Origin of the sequence: Pontibacter sp. 13R65 (assembly GCF_047525655.1) — a bacterium.
Lineage (GTDB): Bacteria > Bacteroidota > Bacteroidia > Cytophagales > Hymenobacteraceae > Pontibacter.
The window spans coordinates 1-15610 of record NZ_JBLIQL010000014.1 but is presented as its reverse complement, the minus strand read 5'-3'; the positions used below and the strand labels follow the sequence as shown (position 1 = coordinate 15610).

Annotated in this window: 9 protein-coding genes; all 9 read right to left on the bottom strand. The window is 48.1% G+C overall.

The features are described 5' to 3' along the window. Window positions 1-310 precede the first annotated feature (310 nt). The 9 genes from ACMA1I_RS15660 to ACMA1I_RS15620 all read right to left on the bottom strand — a co-directional run bounded on the left by ACMA1I_RS15660 (window position 311) and on the right by ACMA1I_RS15620 (window position 14821). The gene (locus ACMA1I_RS15660) at window positions 311-763 is read right to left on the bottom strand and encodes a MaoC family dehydratase (protein WP_337069345.1); all 453 of its coding nucleotides are present in this window, start codon (window positions 761-763) and stop codon (window positions 311-313) included. A gap of 9 nt (window positions 764-772) precedes the next feature. Beyond that, on the bottom strand, window positions 773-1849 hold the full coding sequence (locus tag ACMA1I_RS15655; RefSeq protein WP_337069342.1) for a Gfo/Idh/MocA family oxidoreductase: 1077 nt from the start codon (window positions 1847-1849) through the stop codon (window positions 773-775). Next, window positions 1849-3090 (bottom strand): extracellular solute-binding protein, encoded by a 1242-nt coding sequence (locus tag ACMA1I_RS15650; protein WP_337069341.1) that lies wholly within the window; start codon window positions 3088-3090, stop codon window positions 1849-1851. The genes ACMA1I_RS15655 and ACMA1I_RS15650 overlap by 1 nt, the downstream gene beginning before the upstream one ends. 272 nt (window positions 3091-3362) lie before the next feature. Further along, the gene (locus tag ACMA1I_RS15645) at window positions 3363-4526 is read right to left on the bottom strand and encodes a CaiB/BaiF CoA-transferase family protein (protein WP_337069340.1); all 1164 of its coding nucleotides are present in this window, start codon (window positions 4524-4526) and stop codon (window positions 3363-3365) included. A gap of 202 nt (window positions 4527-4728) precedes the next feature. Then, window positions 4729-5895: a CaiB/BaiF CoA-transferase family protein gene (locus ACMA1I_RS15640; protein WP_337069339.1), complete on the bottom strand. Its 1167-nt coding sequence runs from the start codon at window positions 5893-5895 to the stop codon at window positions 4729-4731. Continuing rightward, the gene (locus ACMA1I_RS15635; RefSeq protein ID WP_337069338.1) at window positions 5892-7043 is read right to left on the bottom strand and encodes an ABC transporter substrate-binding protein; all 1152 of its coding nucleotides are present in this window, start codon (window positions 7041-7043) and stop codon (window positions 5892-5894) included. The genes ACMA1I_RS15640 and ACMA1I_RS15635 overlap by 4 nt, the downstream gene beginning before the upstream one ends. A gap of 150 nt (window positions 7044-7193) precedes the next feature. Then, window positions 7194-9533, bottom strand: a complete 2340-nt coding sequence (locus ACMA1I_RS15630) for a DUF5703 domain-containing protein (protein ID WP_337069337.1) — start codon at window positions 9531-9533, stop codon at window positions 7194-7196. A 493-nt stretch (window positions 9534-10026) separates the two neighbouring features. Continuing rightward, window positions 10027-11568 (bottom strand): RagB/SusD family nutrient uptake outer membrane protein, encoded by a 1542-nt coding sequence (locus tag ACMA1I_RS15625; RefSeq protein ID WP_337069336.1) that lies wholly within the window; start codon window positions 11566-11568, stop codon window positions 10027-10029. A gap of 10 nt (window positions 11569-11578) precedes the next feature. Further along, window positions 11579-14821 carry a TonB-dependent receptor gene (locus tag ACMA1I_RS15620; RefSeq protein ID WP_337069335.1) on the bottom strand — a complete coding sequence of 1081 codons (3243 nt, stop codon included), beginning with the start codon at window positions 14819-14821 and terminating at the stop codon, window positions 11579-11581. Between the last annotated feature and the right edge of the window lie 789 nt (window positions 14822-15610).

Below are 15610 nucleotides of genomic sequence, written 5' to 3'. Positions count from 1 at the left end.
CACTCAAATAAATCCTTAAATCTTCAAATTCATCAATCAGCACATTAAGCCAATTATTCTAATGAAAATGGACTCCCAGAGGCAAAAACGGGTATAAACAGGCTCGGCCTACGCTGCATCAAGATATCCGTTATTGAGCACTACTCCTGCTTTCTCCGCCAATCCATCAGGTTCCGGAAGTGAGGGTAATCAGAAGTCTCAGCAAAATAAGTAGTTATTGGCAACTTTCTAAATGTTGTAACACTGAAATTAAAATAAAAAACTCTTTCATGCTTTGCAACTTGGTACATCCAGCATGAAAGAGTTTAGATTAAGCTTCGTAATCTTTGCGTTTGGCGAGCAGAATATGGTCGGCCACCATCACAATTTCGCCGCGCTGATTAAACACCTCCACGTGCTCTACCACTTTGCCATACTGCGGCTTTTTATCGTCTTCTTTCTCAGAGATAGTTACTTTGGTATGGATGGTATCGCCGATAAAAACCGGTTTGATAAAACGTAGACGGTCATATCCTTTAGAGAAAGCTTCCGGGTTGATTTCGGAGGCAGTTTGCCCTATGGAAACGCTAAAAATGAGCGTGCCATGTGCAATACGTTGCTGAAAGGGCTGTGTCTTGCACCATTCGGCATCCATGTGGTGCGGAAAGAAGTCGCCTGTCTGGCCGGCATGCAGCACAAAATCTGTTTCTGTAATTGTTCTACCCAGCGTTTCTCTGGTGTCGCCCAAGGTGTAATCCTCGTAAAATTGAGATCTGATATGCATAAAGCTAAATCAATTAATATAATACTTTTTAACATTTACTCCGCCGTTGTTGCTCGACTCATACGCGCTTTCCACAACGGCCATTGTTTTCCTCACGTCCTCCACACTGGTAGGCAATTCGGTTGTTTCGCCTTGCGCAAAGCGCATCAGGCTCGACATAGTGCCCACAAAGGCATCCGGAAACCAGCTTCCGTCCAACTCCACCGTTTTCCACTCCGGCTCCTGCCCTTCCTGCAGCAGGCAGTACTCAAACTTGTCGGGCACGCCATGCGGGTAATCCAGTAACAGACCCATTTTTGCTTTTATGGCTCCTTTGGTACCTTCCCACTTTATAAAACTCTCCTGGTTCTGCGGCCCGAACACATGATCGTGGTTGGTGTTGATAACAGCGTGTAGGCTATCATCATAATCAAAGATAATCGTAGTGCGCGACGAGGACAGTTTTTTGTGCGGGTTGCGCAGCGTTTTGGCATAAATACTTTCCGGATCCCCAAGGAAAGACCGCAGCAAATCGATATAATGAATGCTGTGGAACATGATCTCGAGCCGCTCGTGCACCTTTACAGCCGGGAAAAGCTCCCAAGGCGTGTAGGTGGTTAAGCGAACCTCCATGTCGTATAGCTCCCCAATTAATCCTGCCTCAATCAGGTAGCGGGCCGCACTTACAAAAGGGGCAAATCGCAACTGAAAATTAATAGCCGCCTTTAGGTGCTTCCGTTTACAAACCGCATAAATTTCTTTTGTCTGGTCCAGGTTGTCGCCCATAGGCTTCTGAATCAGGACTGCCGCTCCATCGGGGAGTTGCTCCAGCACCTCCACAAAATGCGCAGGCATTAAGGCTATGTCATACACCGCATTTTCGGGTGCAGCGGCAACTGCTTCGGCCACGGAAGCAAACACATGCTCTATCTGATTGTCGGCTGCTAGTTTTTCGGCCTTTTCTGTTACCTTATCGGTAATACCGAATATGCTGAAGCCAGCTTTTTTGTAGGCAGGTAAATGGGCATCGTGCACAATGCCACCAGCTCCTATAATTACAATTGGCAGAGGCTGCTCTGGTAATACAGGTTTGTAGCGTAACTCCATTATTTGCTGAACACTTTGTTTAGTTGTTGCTGCCCCTCTTGCAGGATATGGTCTATGGGCAAGTCGGAATTTAAAGCTTTAAGCACCACCTGGTCTATTACTTCTGCTGCCTTGGCCCAATCAGCATGCCGGGGCAAGGTTCTGGATTTTTTGTGCAAATGCTCCAACTTGTGGTAATATGGCACTACACGATTAATTTCGGGGTCGTGCCAGGTAGAGATGCGGCAACCAATACCTCCGGCAAGCGTCAGCTGTTTGTCGTTCTCTGTATTGGTGGCAAACCGAATAAAATCGTAGGCAAGTTCTTGTTTGGAGCTCCCGGCACCGATGGTGTACATCCAGTATACATTTAAGGAGGCACCTGTGCCGGTGGGGCCATGCGGAATGTCGGCAATATCTACCTTCCCTTTCACCTTAGAGACTGGGTCTACGTCGCACACGGCAGCAAAACCAAACCAATTTACCATCATGGCTACTTCGCCGTTGGCAAATGCCTGCCCCGCGCGCACCGACTCAAAATCAGCGCAGTTCGGATGTACGGCTGCCTTGTCGCGCAGTATGTTGCGGTAAAATTCCAGTCCTTCGCGTGCAGCCGGCGTGTCTATGGTTAGGCGCCCATCGGTGTCTACAAGCTCTCCTCCTCTTGTCCAGAGTTGCAGGCAAAAATCGAAAACAGTGTTATGACCGTCGGGGTAGGCCGCAAAGAGAGTACCATACAGCCCCTGCTCCGGCCGCTGAAAAAAGCGTGCGATAGTTACAAAATCATCCCAGGTTTTGGGCGGAGCTAGCTCTTTGCTAAACTGTTTCCGGTAATTTTCTTGTTCAGACGGATCTTCAAAAAGGTCTTTTCTATAGATCAGGCATTCCGGCCCATCATGAAAAGGCAAGCCTACCACCTGCTCCCCGAACTGCTGCATCTGCAAGAGGGCGTCTGACCAACCTGCAGGAAATTCATCTAGTCTGTTTTTTTCTATGAAAGGGACAAGATCAGCAATGGCACCAGTGGCCTGGGCTTCAGCAATCCAATCGGTATTGAGATGCGCTATATCCCAGTCTCCGTTCCTGAGCCCGTTCTGCACAAGAGCTGCGTTATGCAGGTCGTGCAGTTCCATGGGAACAGCTTCGAGCTGCAGGGTACAACCTGTTTCTTTACAATAGGCTTTCCAGGTCTTTTCTAAAGCGGCCTCAAAAGGGCCAAATTTTCTGACTGCGAATCTAAGCGTATTGTTGTTTTCAGGCATAGTGAACATATATTAATGAAAACTGGCAAAAGAGCATTATTAAAAATTAGCGGTAAAGCTAAGGTACTGACCGCTAATCTAATTTAGAAATTATACAGGAGGGCTCTGATTGAAAAAGAGCCTTTAAAGATACCGACTGTTCCAAACTGGCACTGAGGTTTACTTGGCAGGAGCAGGAGTTCTGAACCGTATATAATATAGGCCAAAGTCTTAGCGGCTGCCTATATCTTGTTCTTGTTTAGAAAAATAAGATGTAAACAGCCGCGTCGGCTTTATTTTCCGGTAGAATGTTTTACCAGCATTTCTTCTATAATGGCTGCCGTATGTTCTCCTAATTTGGGCGCTCCTTTGCTAGAGAGCAACAACTCCCCATCTATTTTAATGGGGCACCGGGTGGTGCGGTAACGGTAGCCGTCGCCCATGCTGACCTCCTGTATCATCTCCAGCACCTTAAAGCCTTCGTGCTGCATCAGTTTATCCCAACTTAGCACATCGGAGCACCACACATCGGCAGGTTCCAGCACGGCCAGCCATTGCTCGGTTGTGCCTTTCAGCAGGTGCGCCGCCAGTATCGATTTAATTTCATCGCGCTTGTCAAACCAAGAGGCTACCTCCTGATACTCCAGCAGGGCCGGGCAATCGAGCAATGTGCCTAATTGGGGAATAGAGGCCATGGCAATAGCCAGGTAGCCATTGCTGGTACGGTAAATACCGTAAGGAGCCCCCAGGTAGGCATGTGCATTGTTTTTAAGGGAACGAACGGTAGGCTCGCCGCCATCGCGGAAATAGGTTGTAATTACCTCAAACTGGAAATCGACGATGGATTCCATCATGCTTACCTGCACCAGGCCTCCCTGACCAGAAATTCCTTTTCTAACGAGGCAGGCCATCAGGCCTTGTGCCAGGTGCGCACCGGTTAAAATATCTACAATAGCAATACCCATAGGTACAGGCCCTTTATCGCCATTGCCACTCAGGCCGGTTAAGCCAGAGAGCGATTGCACCAGCAGATCCTGGCCAGGCTTGTCGCGCCAGGGTCCTTCATCTCCGTAACCCGATATTTCACCATATACCACTTCGGGGTTAACTTGCTTTACAGCCTCGTAGTCGAAGCCGAGTCTTTCCATAACACCCGGCCTGAAATTATGCATCACCACATCGGCCTGCTTTACAAGTTCCCAGATCTCATGTCGGTCTGCCTCATTTTTAAGGTCGGCCACAAAGCTCTCTTTGTTTCTGTTTATGGCATGAAACACAGACGAGTCGCCGTTCATAATCAGGTTAGACACGTACAGCTGTCTGCATATGTCGCCAGTACCGGGTTTCTCTACTTTTATGACTCTTGCACCTAAATCGGCCAGTCTCAAACTGGCAGAAGGGCCGGAGAGAAACTGGCTGAAATCTACAACTAAAATATCTTCTAAAGGTTTTATCATGAGCATAACCGCGTATGGCCTCCGTTCTAGATAATGTATTATACAATATGCCGCTGCTTTTGCGTTTGTACACTATAGCCCCACCTGTTGCGTGCACAATAGTAGTGGTAGTAGTGTTATACGCTCCCAGCTACAATTGAACTATCGGTTTGGGGCTCCTAAAACAGCCACACTAATAATTAAATTTTGTTTTACTATTGTATCAGGAAGCGTTACCGTAACCTGCTGACAGGTTAAAATCCCTCTCGATTACCTTCACATGTTCTCCTACGGCCGGAGCAGGTTTAAATGAGAAAAGTCGTTGCCCGTCTATTCTGATGGGGCAGCGGGTGGTACGGATATTGTCGCCACTTGCAGTTATAGTTTCCTGCTCCATTTGCAAAGCCTTGTAGCCTGCATGGTTCAGGAACTCCTCGTAATTCAGAATGTCGGCACACCAGATATCGGCTGGCTCCAGTACTGCAAGCCATTCGGCAGTGGTGCGTTCTTTTAAGAATAACCCGAGTTTACGCATAATATCGTCGCGGTACACAAACCAGGAGTCGCTGCTTTTGTACTCTAACAGTTCATAACAGCCAAGTGTTTCGCCAAGGGTGTGCAGGTCTTCCATGGCCAGGGCCAGGTGCCGGTCTTTTGTTTTATAGACTCCGTATGGAGCGCTCAGGTAAGCATGCCCATTGCCTTGCATAGCTCTGTCGGGCAGTTTACCGCCATCGTTCAGGTAAGTGGTAATTACCTCAAACTGAAAATCAAGTATAGACTCCAGCAGACTTACCTCCACCAGGGCACCCGTTTTAGTTTTACCTCTTCGGATAAGTGCAGCCAGTATGCCTTGTACAAAATGAGCGCCACACAGCATGTCGGCCACGGCCAGGCCAAAGGGAGTGGGTGCATCGTTTTTATCGCCAGACAGGAAAGTTAAACCAGAGAGCGACTGCAACAGCAGATCCTGGCCGGGTTTTGAGGCCCAGGGACCTTTGTTACCGTAACCGGTTACTACTCCATATACTATTCTGGGATTAATGGCTTTCACCGTATCATAATCCAGACCAATTTTCTCCATCACACCCGGCCTGAAATTGTGCGTCATCACATCAGCCTGCTCAATCAGCTTTTTTATGCGCTTCAGGTCTTCCGGATTTTTAAGGTCGGCCGCATAAGATTCTTTGTTCCTATTAATGGTGTGGAATACAATGCCATCATCGCCAGAGAACAGGTTCTTGATCGAAATCTGTCTGCCACTCTCTCCTTTTCCGGGCCGCTCTATCTTTATCACCCTCGCGCCCATATCTGCCAGGCGCAAGCCTGCTGAAGGGCCTGCCATAAACTGGCAAAACTCCAGCACTACCAGATTCTCCAGTGGCTTCATTTTCTTGATTCTTTGTATAATGTATTAAGTTCGTTTAGCACATGCTCCTCATTTCCTCCCTGCATCATGTAGTTGCGGATTGGTGTACCACCATGGTCCTGGAAGTGCATGTAGCCTTTGTATGTTGGTCTCAGAAATGCTCTGTCGTGTGTTGGCAGTGTAGCCTCCAGAAAGTTGGCTGACTGTCTGTTTGTTTCTTCATTTAGCCAGGCTGCCCGATGCCCAGGCTGTCCACCGCTTGTAAAATACAGCGTTTGCTGGCACTCGGGCGAGGCTACAAAAGCAGCATATTCCATGGCCACCTCTACGTGTTTACAGGTAGTAGATACCGCAAGACCTGTTCCACCGAGTGTACTCCTTAACTTGCCGCTGTCTCCAAAAGAAACTATATCATGAAAATGCAGCAGGTTGCTGGCGTAGCCAGGGCGGGAGTAGTTGGTGTAGCCATAGGCAAAGGGGCAATACACATACTTGTCGGTACGGGTCATGGCTTCGTACACCTTTATAGGATTCCAGTCGAAGCAGCTTTTATCTACTTTTTGAGCCAGGTAACGGAGCGTTTGCAATGCTTTAATACCAATCTCTTTGCTTACCACCTCCTGCTCCGACAGGAACGGCTCCTCCCCGTTCGCAATACAGAACATGTAAAAGTTCATTAAAGTATCAATTGGAATGGCAGGGAAAGCAACAAATCCTTCACCGGCAAGATTCAATACATCTTCCCAGGTTTGAGGCAGTGTCAGGTTATGTTTTGCAAGCAGGTCTGGGCGGCTAGAGGCAACAGGTGTGGCAGCATCTATGGCAAGTGCCCACTGGTGGCCATCATAAGCATAGCTTTTGTAAGAGGACCCCACGCTATTATTTGCCTGATCTTCTAAATATGCTTGAGGCAAATGCTCGTCCATCGGCACCAGCACGCCATTGGCAGAAACAAACCCTGCCCATGGATGGTCAATCACAATTAAATCATAATCACTGGCCAGTTCGCCAAGCGGCTTGTCCGCAAAATCCTGTAGAGAGCGTTTCACCCACTTAATTTCAACATTTGGGTTCAGTTCTCCGAAACGCTGCGCTGTTGCCACCATAGGCACTAAGCCTCTACTATGATCCCAAGTTATACCTGTTAATTTTACTGGTCCAGAAGACATAAATGTTAGTTAGTTTTTGCATTCAAATATAAATATATAATTTATTTATAAAACAAACTAACCTTATTAATTTTTTAAGTATGTACTACATTAAATACAGTACTTTGCTTTTACAAACTTTTTATTCAAGGTGTATACTCTTTCTTAAAATCATTGAATATTTATAAACACTATATCTTTCTGCCTTTGCTTCGGAGTTACCTTTAATTGCTCTATCTTACCATTCACCAGCTTGCCTTCTACAGTTGTGTTGTAGGGTGCATGGAGTTTAAAAGTTACATCCCAGTCTTGTGGCCAAGCGGGGAAAAGATAAATTTTTTCACCGTCGGCCTGCAGTAACATTTCCTGCAAACCGATCATGCCGGAGCCACCCCAGTTATGATCCGGAACCCAATCCTGCCCAGGTCCCCAAAAAGTAGGAAAGCGTCGGTCAGCATTTCCTAGCTTCTGAATGGTTATGGCAGCTGCCTCCTCGGTGAGGCCCAGGCGGGCGCAGAAAATATTGTCCTGGTGCCAGCTGGTGTAGTTCCGGTTCTTAATAGCATCAGTGTCGTATTTCCAGGTGTTTATGGCTACTTCCAGATCTGGCTTGCCTATGCCGTACATGCCGAACGGGAAAACAGGGTAGAGCTGTGGGATTTCGGTATTTTGCATACGCTCCCAGCTTTTAGCCGGCGATAAGGTTTTGTGCCCCTGCATTTCCCGGAAACTTAGAGGCGGTACGCGTTTCAGCATTGCTTCCCAGGAGCTGCGAGCTTCGGAGGTGCCGTAAGATTGAGGGAGCTCCAACATACGACTCAAGACTGTTTTGAGACCGGCAATGGTGGAGTTTGCATTGTAGGCCATTTTAAATGTTTCGGCTGCAGTACCCGGGTACAACACCAGGTGGCCGTTTTCATCTAATTTCTTAGCGCCGCGCATGCCAGCCCGGTACTGGTAATGCTCATCAAAAAAAATAACGCAGCTTTCGATCAGGGGCATGTATTGCGTTATGTCTTTGCCTGTGTAGCGCTGCATGTCGAGTATCATCAGGCAAAAGTCCAGGGAGGTATCCCAATGGTACTCCAACCAGGCATTGTATTCTACGCCAGGGTCGAAACCTTTGGGACGTTTGAGGCCATACTCTGCATAATTAGGCAGGCCAAAGTTTTCGATCTGCTCCGTAAAAGAAGCGCCCTTGTGCCCCCAGTAATGTGCTGTGCGTTTTTCGGCGGTGGGCAGCAGGCGCCGGTAAAATTCGAACTGAGGAAGCAACATATCAAAATCGCCGCTTTTGAGCATGGGCCAATACACCAGCCGTTGATTCTGGGCCGTAAAGGTGCCTCCGCCCCAGTTGCGGTAATCGGGGGTAAAGGGGTAACGGGTGGAGTCTATAAAAACAGGATCTACGGTAAAAAGTCCGCCATTAAATTTGGTAGGGTAAGCACCGTACGCATTACACGCCAACTGATAACGGAACAGCTGGTAATTTCGCGCTACCTGCCAGGGAGCCGCAGCAGCATCTGGCTTATCTGGGTTAATCAATACGTAGCTTCTTTGCCAGAATTGCTTCCACCAGTCCTGGCTCTTGCGGAAGGCGGTTCTCTCGGCCGCCTTTGCCTCTTTTACTGTTTTAGCCAGACCTGCCTGCCAGGTTGCTACGTCTGCTGCCTGCTCGATATGCAAAAACACTTCTATACTGTGCTTTTTTTGCGTTGTTTTGCTTTGCAGTTTCCAGCCCTGGTAAGCAGTGTTTAAATACTTCCCTTCTGTGTTGCCCGCCGGCACCATGTTTGCCCCTCGCATAAGCCCCCCGAAGGTTAGGCGCCGGAGCGGGTTCAGGAGTTCTGACTTTATAGAATCTAGTCCCTGCGATTTAACAGTTAAGTCAAAAATGGTGGAGTCCTGGTTGCGGTGATAAAACAGTACGTCATCTCCCTTGAAGTCAACAATATCTTTGTAGCTGATGGCAGGAGTTTTAATCCATTTAAGAGAACTAGAGAATTTTTCCCCCTGTAGCAATTCCCGGTTATGGGTGCGCCAGTTCTCGTAGGTGGCGGTTGCCTGCACCGGCTGGTTGCTGGCTACGTCTACATGAATAACGGGTCTGAACACATCAACCCAGGCCGTAATGGTAGCAGCGTGTTTTCCTTTGGTGCCGGTTATTTCTACCAGCCCTTCCTGCAGCTTTAGCTCCTGCCTGAAACGGGTGCCGTCTTCAAACGGGTTGGGTGAAAGCTTTACACGCACTCGGCCAAATTTCGGAAAGATGTTGTTTTCTTCGAAAGCCCCGCTCCTTGACATGTAATAAAGCAGTTCGCCGTTTTCCACCCACACATTGAGCCCTATGTCGCCACCACCGCAGGGCATCGATTCGCTGGCGTTTTTGCTTTGGCTGTCCCAGATGATATTATACGTCTTAAGCGCTGGTACCTGCGCCAAGGCAGAAGAAGTTGACAGGAAAAGAATCAGAAATAGGCCACACCAGGTGGACTTGAGGAGGTGGTTCATGGTACTTGAGTTTGTTCAGAAGAAACGCAACTGTTGTCTTATCTGGCAAAAATAAGTATAACAGTATAGGAATGTAAGTGCAACGTATGTTTCTTCCTCTTTCGTGCCACGGTAATCAGAAAATCGAGATACTGCGAAGGCTACACTGGAGCTTTAGCTGTGAGTACCAGGGAAGAGTAAAAGCCTTCCAGAAGGCAGGTTCTAAAAATTAAATTATTCTAATGAAAAAGAGCTTCCAGAGCGCTGTTTCACACAAAATACCTATGGCTTTTTGGTACGCCTCAGCTTTTGAAAGACATCCTTTTCTTTATTTTGAATTGCGTTTAGATTCCTCTGGAGCAGCCCATAGAATTATTCTAATGATTTTAGCCTTCCGGAGGCAAAAAACACCCTGGGGCATAAAAGGCTGAGGAGGATGCTGGCCACTGCGCCAGAAAAGTTTCCTGTACTGAAACTGCCCTTACAAAGAGCAGCTTCAGCACAGAAATTGCTTTTAGTTATAACCTGGGTTTTGCACCAGGTTCGGGTTGGCATCAAGTTCCGACTGCTGGAACGGCAGCACATAATTATTCAGATTAAACTGGAGCGGAACTCCTCCTGGTGTTCTGAGGGTAGGCAGCTTGATGTGGGCAATACGCCATCTTTTTAAGTCGTTGTAGCGTTGGCCCTCCAGCGCAAGCTCCACTCTCCGCTCGTGCCGGATGTAATCGCGAAGGGTTTCCTGGGTACTGTACAGCGCCCGGTCCACAGGCGGCATGTTTACAGTAGGCCTTGCCCGTACCTCGTTCAAGGCGCTGTACACAGCATCGTTTGGTCCATTTACCTCGTTCAGAGCCTCCGCGTACATCAGCAGCACGTCTGCATAGCGCAGGTGTATGTAATCTTGGTCTGAGTCCTGGGCGGTGTTGTTGGTAAAGGGCGCCCGCGACAGGTCCACGTATTTTTCCATCAGAAAATCGGTTACCGTCGTGTAGCTACCTGTCCACTCTTCGCCTGCGTCATTGCTCCAGACCTCACCGGGTAATTTCACCGTCATGTCGAGGCGTGGGTCGCGATTGGCGTAAGGGTTGGCAGGGTCGTACAAAGGCGAACTGCTGGCTGGTTTGCCGTCGGTCATTTCGTAAGCATCTGCCAGGTCTTTGTACGGCTGCATCAGCGACCACCAGCCAAGTTCGATATCCATGCCAGCGTTGCTGCGGTGCACGTTGTTCGGTGCCAAGTATTGCGTAGAGAACATGATCTCGCGATTTACCTCGGCATTCGCCTGGCCTTCAGTTCGGAACAGGGCGGCGTAGTTGTTTGCCAGCGCGAACTTGCCGGAACCGATAATTTGCTGTAGCACCGGCACCGCATCGGCGAATCTGTTCTGCGTCAGCAGCACCCGTGCCTTTAGCCCCTGGGCGCTTCCTCGCACAGCCCGCCCAGTATACCGCTCGTCTGGCAGGTTGGCGATGGCAAAATCAAGATCCTCATGCACAAGGGAGTACACCTGTTCCTGTGTACTTTGGGCAATGTTGGCCTCTGCAATGGTGCTCGGGAAGGTTGTGTAAATAGGCACGCCTCCAAATGCCTGCACCAGGTCAAAATAGGCCAGTGCCCTGATAAACCGGGCTTCTGCTCGGTACCTTGTGTTAAGTTCGGCGCTGATGGGGGCCTTGTCTATATTATCTAAAAAGTAGTTGCAGGAAGCGATGGCGCGGTAGGGCGAGCTGAACATGTTTCTGACAGCAGCACCCGAAACGGGTGTTATATTGCCAGTGGCCAGATTTGGCATGCCATTCTGGTTGCCGTTTCCCGGATCAAGAAAGGCATTGTCTGAGATGCCATCCAAGTATACCCGCTCATAACCAAGGAAGTTTTGCTGCAGCCTGCTATACACACCAGTTATGCCAGCCTGTGCATGAGCCTCAGAGAGCCAGAAAGTTTCGTTTGAAATACTGTTTAAGGGAGCCTTTTCAAGAAAGTCTGTACAAGATACTCCTACTACCAGCATACTAGCTGATAAAAACATCGAGATGTTGTGTTTTATTCTCATTGCCGTTTGCTTAGAAGTTAATGTTTGTGCCTATGTTGTAGATTCTGGTCTGCGGATACTGTGCAAAGTTGCCTGTTATGCTGGCTCTTTCAGGGTCGCTGCCCTCGTACTTGGTCCAGGTGAGCAGGTTGTCGCCCGACACGTACACACTGATTCCTTTTGACTTGATGCGCGACACCAGGGCCGTTGGCAGTGAGTAAGAAAGCACCACGTTCTTCAGGCGTAGGTAAGAGGCATCCTGCAGAAAATAGGTGGAGTTGATATATGCCTGCACACCAGGGTAATTCTGGATATAGAGGATCGGGAGCTCGTTCGTCGGGTTAGTCGGAGACCAGGCATTCCGCCATTTTTCGGTCGGAGCAGTTCCCTGATGAAACGGATCAACACCCCAGCCAGACACCCTTGACTTTACACCTTGCACCCCTTGGAAGAAGGCATCCAGGCTAAAACCTTTATAGCCAACATTAAATCCGAATGAGTAGATGTAATCTGGATAAGCGCCTTTTACCACAATACGGTCGTCAGCGTCAACAATTCCGTCGCCGTTCTGGTCCTTCATCTTTAGGTCGCCCGGCCTAGGACTAGTATTGGCCGCATGCTGTGGAACATTTTCCCTGAGCGCACCACTCTCGTCGAAGTCTTCGAGTTGAAAAATGCCGTCCCATTCATACAAAAAGTGTGAGTCGTAGGGTATGCCGTTGTCTCTTATCAAGGAGCCTGATCTGTTGGGAACAGGAATTTGCAAGACCTTATTTCTAGCGGTAGAAATCTGGCCAAACACGCTGTAATTTACTTCTCCTACCTGGTTACGGTGCGACAGCTCCAGTTCTATGCCCTGGTTACGAATTTTACCGTTATTTACAACAGGCGCGTTCAGGCCCAAGCTAGCAGGAACAAGAATTTCGGACAGAACATCGAAGCTTGTTTTACGGTACCAATCGAAGGTGATACCCAGAAGCCCATTCTTAACGTCCATGTCGAAGCCAAAGTCGAGCATGCGCGTAGACTCCCAACGGATGCTCTGATCTACAAACAAGTTCACCACTGCCCCCTGCTGCATGTTTGCATTACCAAAAGGGTAGAAAACATTATTGATAACCAGGTTATTATGATAGGCATAAGGTCCAATATTTTGGTTACCCAGTGTGCCATAGGAGGCGCGTAGTTTAAAGTTGCCAATGGTGTTGCCGAAGGTGTTGCGGAAAAAATCTTCTTCAGACATTAACCAGCCAGCAGAGAACGAAGGAAACGCTCCCCAACGATATCCTGGCGACACCCTGGAGGTACCATCGTAGCGCAGGTTAGCCTCCACCAGGTATTTGCCCTTGTAATCGTAATTTAGCCGACCAAAGTAGGACTGAAGCGCCCACTCCGTAGGTTGAGGAGTACCTGGCAGGCGCGGGTGGTTAAAGAACAGAGCCTGGTTATCTGCGGTATATGCGGTCAGTTCATCTAATACCGGCGAGGCAGAGTTAATCCTCCTGGCGCTCAATGCGCGAGACCTATAGCTAACCTGCTCGTAGCCGGCCAGGGCTTTAAAGTTGTGCACTTCGCTCAGGCTTTTCTCGTAGGTTATGGTAGAGAAGATAGTAGGCGTTAGTTGCTTGGCATACATGTCTGTAACACCCAATACATCAGGGCCATAAGAGTCGGCCTTGTAGTCGCCGGTAGCAGGGTCTCTTTCCTGCGTGAGGTAAGCCTTGTAAGGCTGCTGATGCATTTTATAAAATTCATCTACATAATTAAGCGCCGCTTTGGTAGACCATGTGAAGCCTTTAAATGGTTTGATGTCGATGAAAGCCTGCCCGTTCAGGTTGTACTCCTGGGTGCGCTGCCGCCCCATAGCATAGTACTCCTGTGGGTTTCGGTTTCTACCTTCCAGCTGGTATGCCCTGGAGGCAACCCGGCCACTGCCGTCTGGAAGAAAAGGGCCATACAAAGGACCGGCCGCATAGATAGAGAGCGCCATCCCCTCCCCTGTAAACGGCGGTTCTTTTCTGTCTTTGTAAGCAAGGTTCATAACAGTTCCTACCGTTACGTGCTTGCTTAGTTCGCTTGTGTAGCTTAGCAAACCGTTGTACCTGTTAAAATTATACCCAGGTATTACAGCATTTTGGTCGAGGTAGCTCAGCGACAGATTAAAGCTGTTCTTTTCTCCTCCACCCGATACGGCCAAGCTATGGTTCGTGACCGTGGCAGGGTTCATGTAATAATCCACGTTGTCGAAATTAGGATAAAGATTCCGATCGGTGGCATTACGGTATTTCTCTATTTCTTCCGGAGCAAATCTAAAAGTTACACCCGCTGAACGCTCTGCCGCCTGGTTGAACATTTCCATATACTCAGCCGAGTTCGTGATCAGGTCAGGTAGCGCTGTGGGTGTGTGCCTGGCCACGTTGGCACGATAACTAACATTCACCTGGCCAGATTTTCCTCTTTTGGTTGTAACCAGAATTACGCCATTAGCCGCCCTCGAGCCGTAAATAGAAGCCGAGGCAGCATCTTTCAGCACCGTTACCGACTCTATATCGTCTGGCGACAGGTTGTTAAACGAGCCCACCACTCCATCGATCAGCACCAACGGATCTGCATTCCCGAAGGTCCCCCTTCCCCTTATCCGAAAATTAGGATTGTCGCGGCCTGGCTCCCCAGATGGCTGCGTTACCTGCACCCCGGTTACCCGCCCCTGAATCAGGTTAGCGGCGTTAGGAGCTGGCCGCTGCGTAAGTGTTTCTCCAGTAACCGTAGACACGGCGCCTGTCAGGTTAGCTTTATTCTGAGTGCCATAACCTACTACCACGACTTCCTGCAACGCTTTGGCATCCGGAACCATGTTCACGTTTATAGTAGCACGGTTGTTTATAGGTATCTCCTGGGTGTTGTAGCCCACATACGAAACAACTAGTGAGCCAGTGCCACTTGGGGCTGTAAGCGAAAAATTTCCGTCAATATCTGTTGAAGTTCCAATAGAGGTTCCCTTTACCATAACAGTTACACCTGGTAAACCTGCACCCTTTTCATCCAGAATTCTACCTGTCACTGTGGTTTCCTGCTGTAGTGCGGTGGCGTTTGAAGCCTCTCCTTTGCCAGTTACCGCAGCCTTTCCTCCGTCCACGGAGGCCAGCACCAGTTCCTGCAAGCCATTCTGCTGAAACTGTAACAATGCCTGCTGTTGACCATAGCCAACCTGGCTCACTCCCAGCAGCATGCAGGGGAGCAGCAGTTTTCTGATTGGGTAGATAATCTTTTTCATGTGTATATAGTTTAGGAATTAATTCATAAAGCCGTAAATCATCAAGAGCAACAAGGGAATACACAAAGCACTAGGATGGGGCCTAAAAATTACGGGAAATGACGGCAAGCTCATTTAATTTGTTAACAGTATACTGTAGAACAAAATCAGAACTCAGCGGAGCATACATTACTATCCAGAACTGGTTTTAAACATGAGGTCAGCATGTCAGGAAAATGGCAACACCATTTATCTTAAAACTAATGTTAGTGATTGCTGCTTTAAAAAATAATAGGCTTAAAACCTACCGACATAATAAAGTAAATAGTCCTTTCTAAACTTTTTAACCACTAAAGTTGCCAGGAAGCTATTACCCTAATTACTAATTCAAAGATAAATAATTATTTTACATATGAAAACAAATTTACGTGTTTTTGTTTTCATATGTTTTCGTTTTTTTTGTCTTAAACAAGCTTTACAAGCTAAACCAGTTATGCTTTTTTACGAGTTGGCTTTAAGGTATTTTCTACACAAAAACTCCATCTTATGCCTTAGCACATTTGTGTTGCATAAACCCCAGAAGTTTAATCTTAATAATCCATAATCAAGATATTTGTAGTATCTTAGTTTACTAATAAAACTAAGTAACACTAGTTTGTATCATACTTAAATTATCCACCAAACTTAACGCAATTGACCCATGACAGAAAAAGCTGTCAAGTACCAGGCGCCGGCCCTGGAGAAGGGCCTCGACATCCTCGAGTACCTGGCCCTGAAGGCCGTCCCCCTCTCCCAGACCGAGATCGCCGT

Coding starts and splice junctions, on each gene's coding strand:
- ACMA1I_RS15655 (WP_337069342.1), bottom strand. CDS start 1,849: ATGGAGTTACGCTACAAACCTGTATTACCAGAGCAGCCTCTGCCAATT.
- ACMA1I_RS15625 (WP_337069336.1), bottom strand. CDS start 11,568: ATGAGAATAAAACACAACATCTCGATGTTTTTATCAGCTAGTATGCTG.
- ACMA1I_RS15645 (WP_337069340.1), bottom strand. CDS start 4,526: ATGATAAAACCTTTAGAAGATATTTTAGTTGTAGATTTCAGCCAGTTT.
- ACMA1I_RS15630 (WP_337069337.1), bottom strand. CDS start 9,533: ATGAACCACCTCCTCAAGTCCACCTGGTGTGGCCTATTTCTGATTCTT.
- ACMA1I_RS15635 (WP_337069338.1), bottom strand. CDS start 7,043: ATGTCTTCTGGACCAGTAAAATTAACAGGTATAACTTGGGATCATAGT.
- ACMA1I_RS15640 (WP_337069339.1), bottom strand. CDS start 5,895: ATGAAGCCACTGGAGAATCTGGTAGTGCTGGAGTTTTGCCAGTTTATG.
- ACMA1I_RS15660 (WP_337069345.1), bottom strand. CDS start 763: ATGCATATCAGATCTCAATTTTACGAGGATTACACCTTGGGCGACACC.
- ACMA1I_RS15650 (WP_337069341.1), bottom strand. CDS start 3,090: ATGCCTGAAAACAACAATACGCTTAGATTCGCAGTCAGAAAATTTGGC.
- ACMA1I_RS15620 (WP_337069335.1), bottom strand. CDS start 14,821: ATGAAAAAGATTATCTACCCAATCAGAAAACTGCTGCTCCCCTGCATG.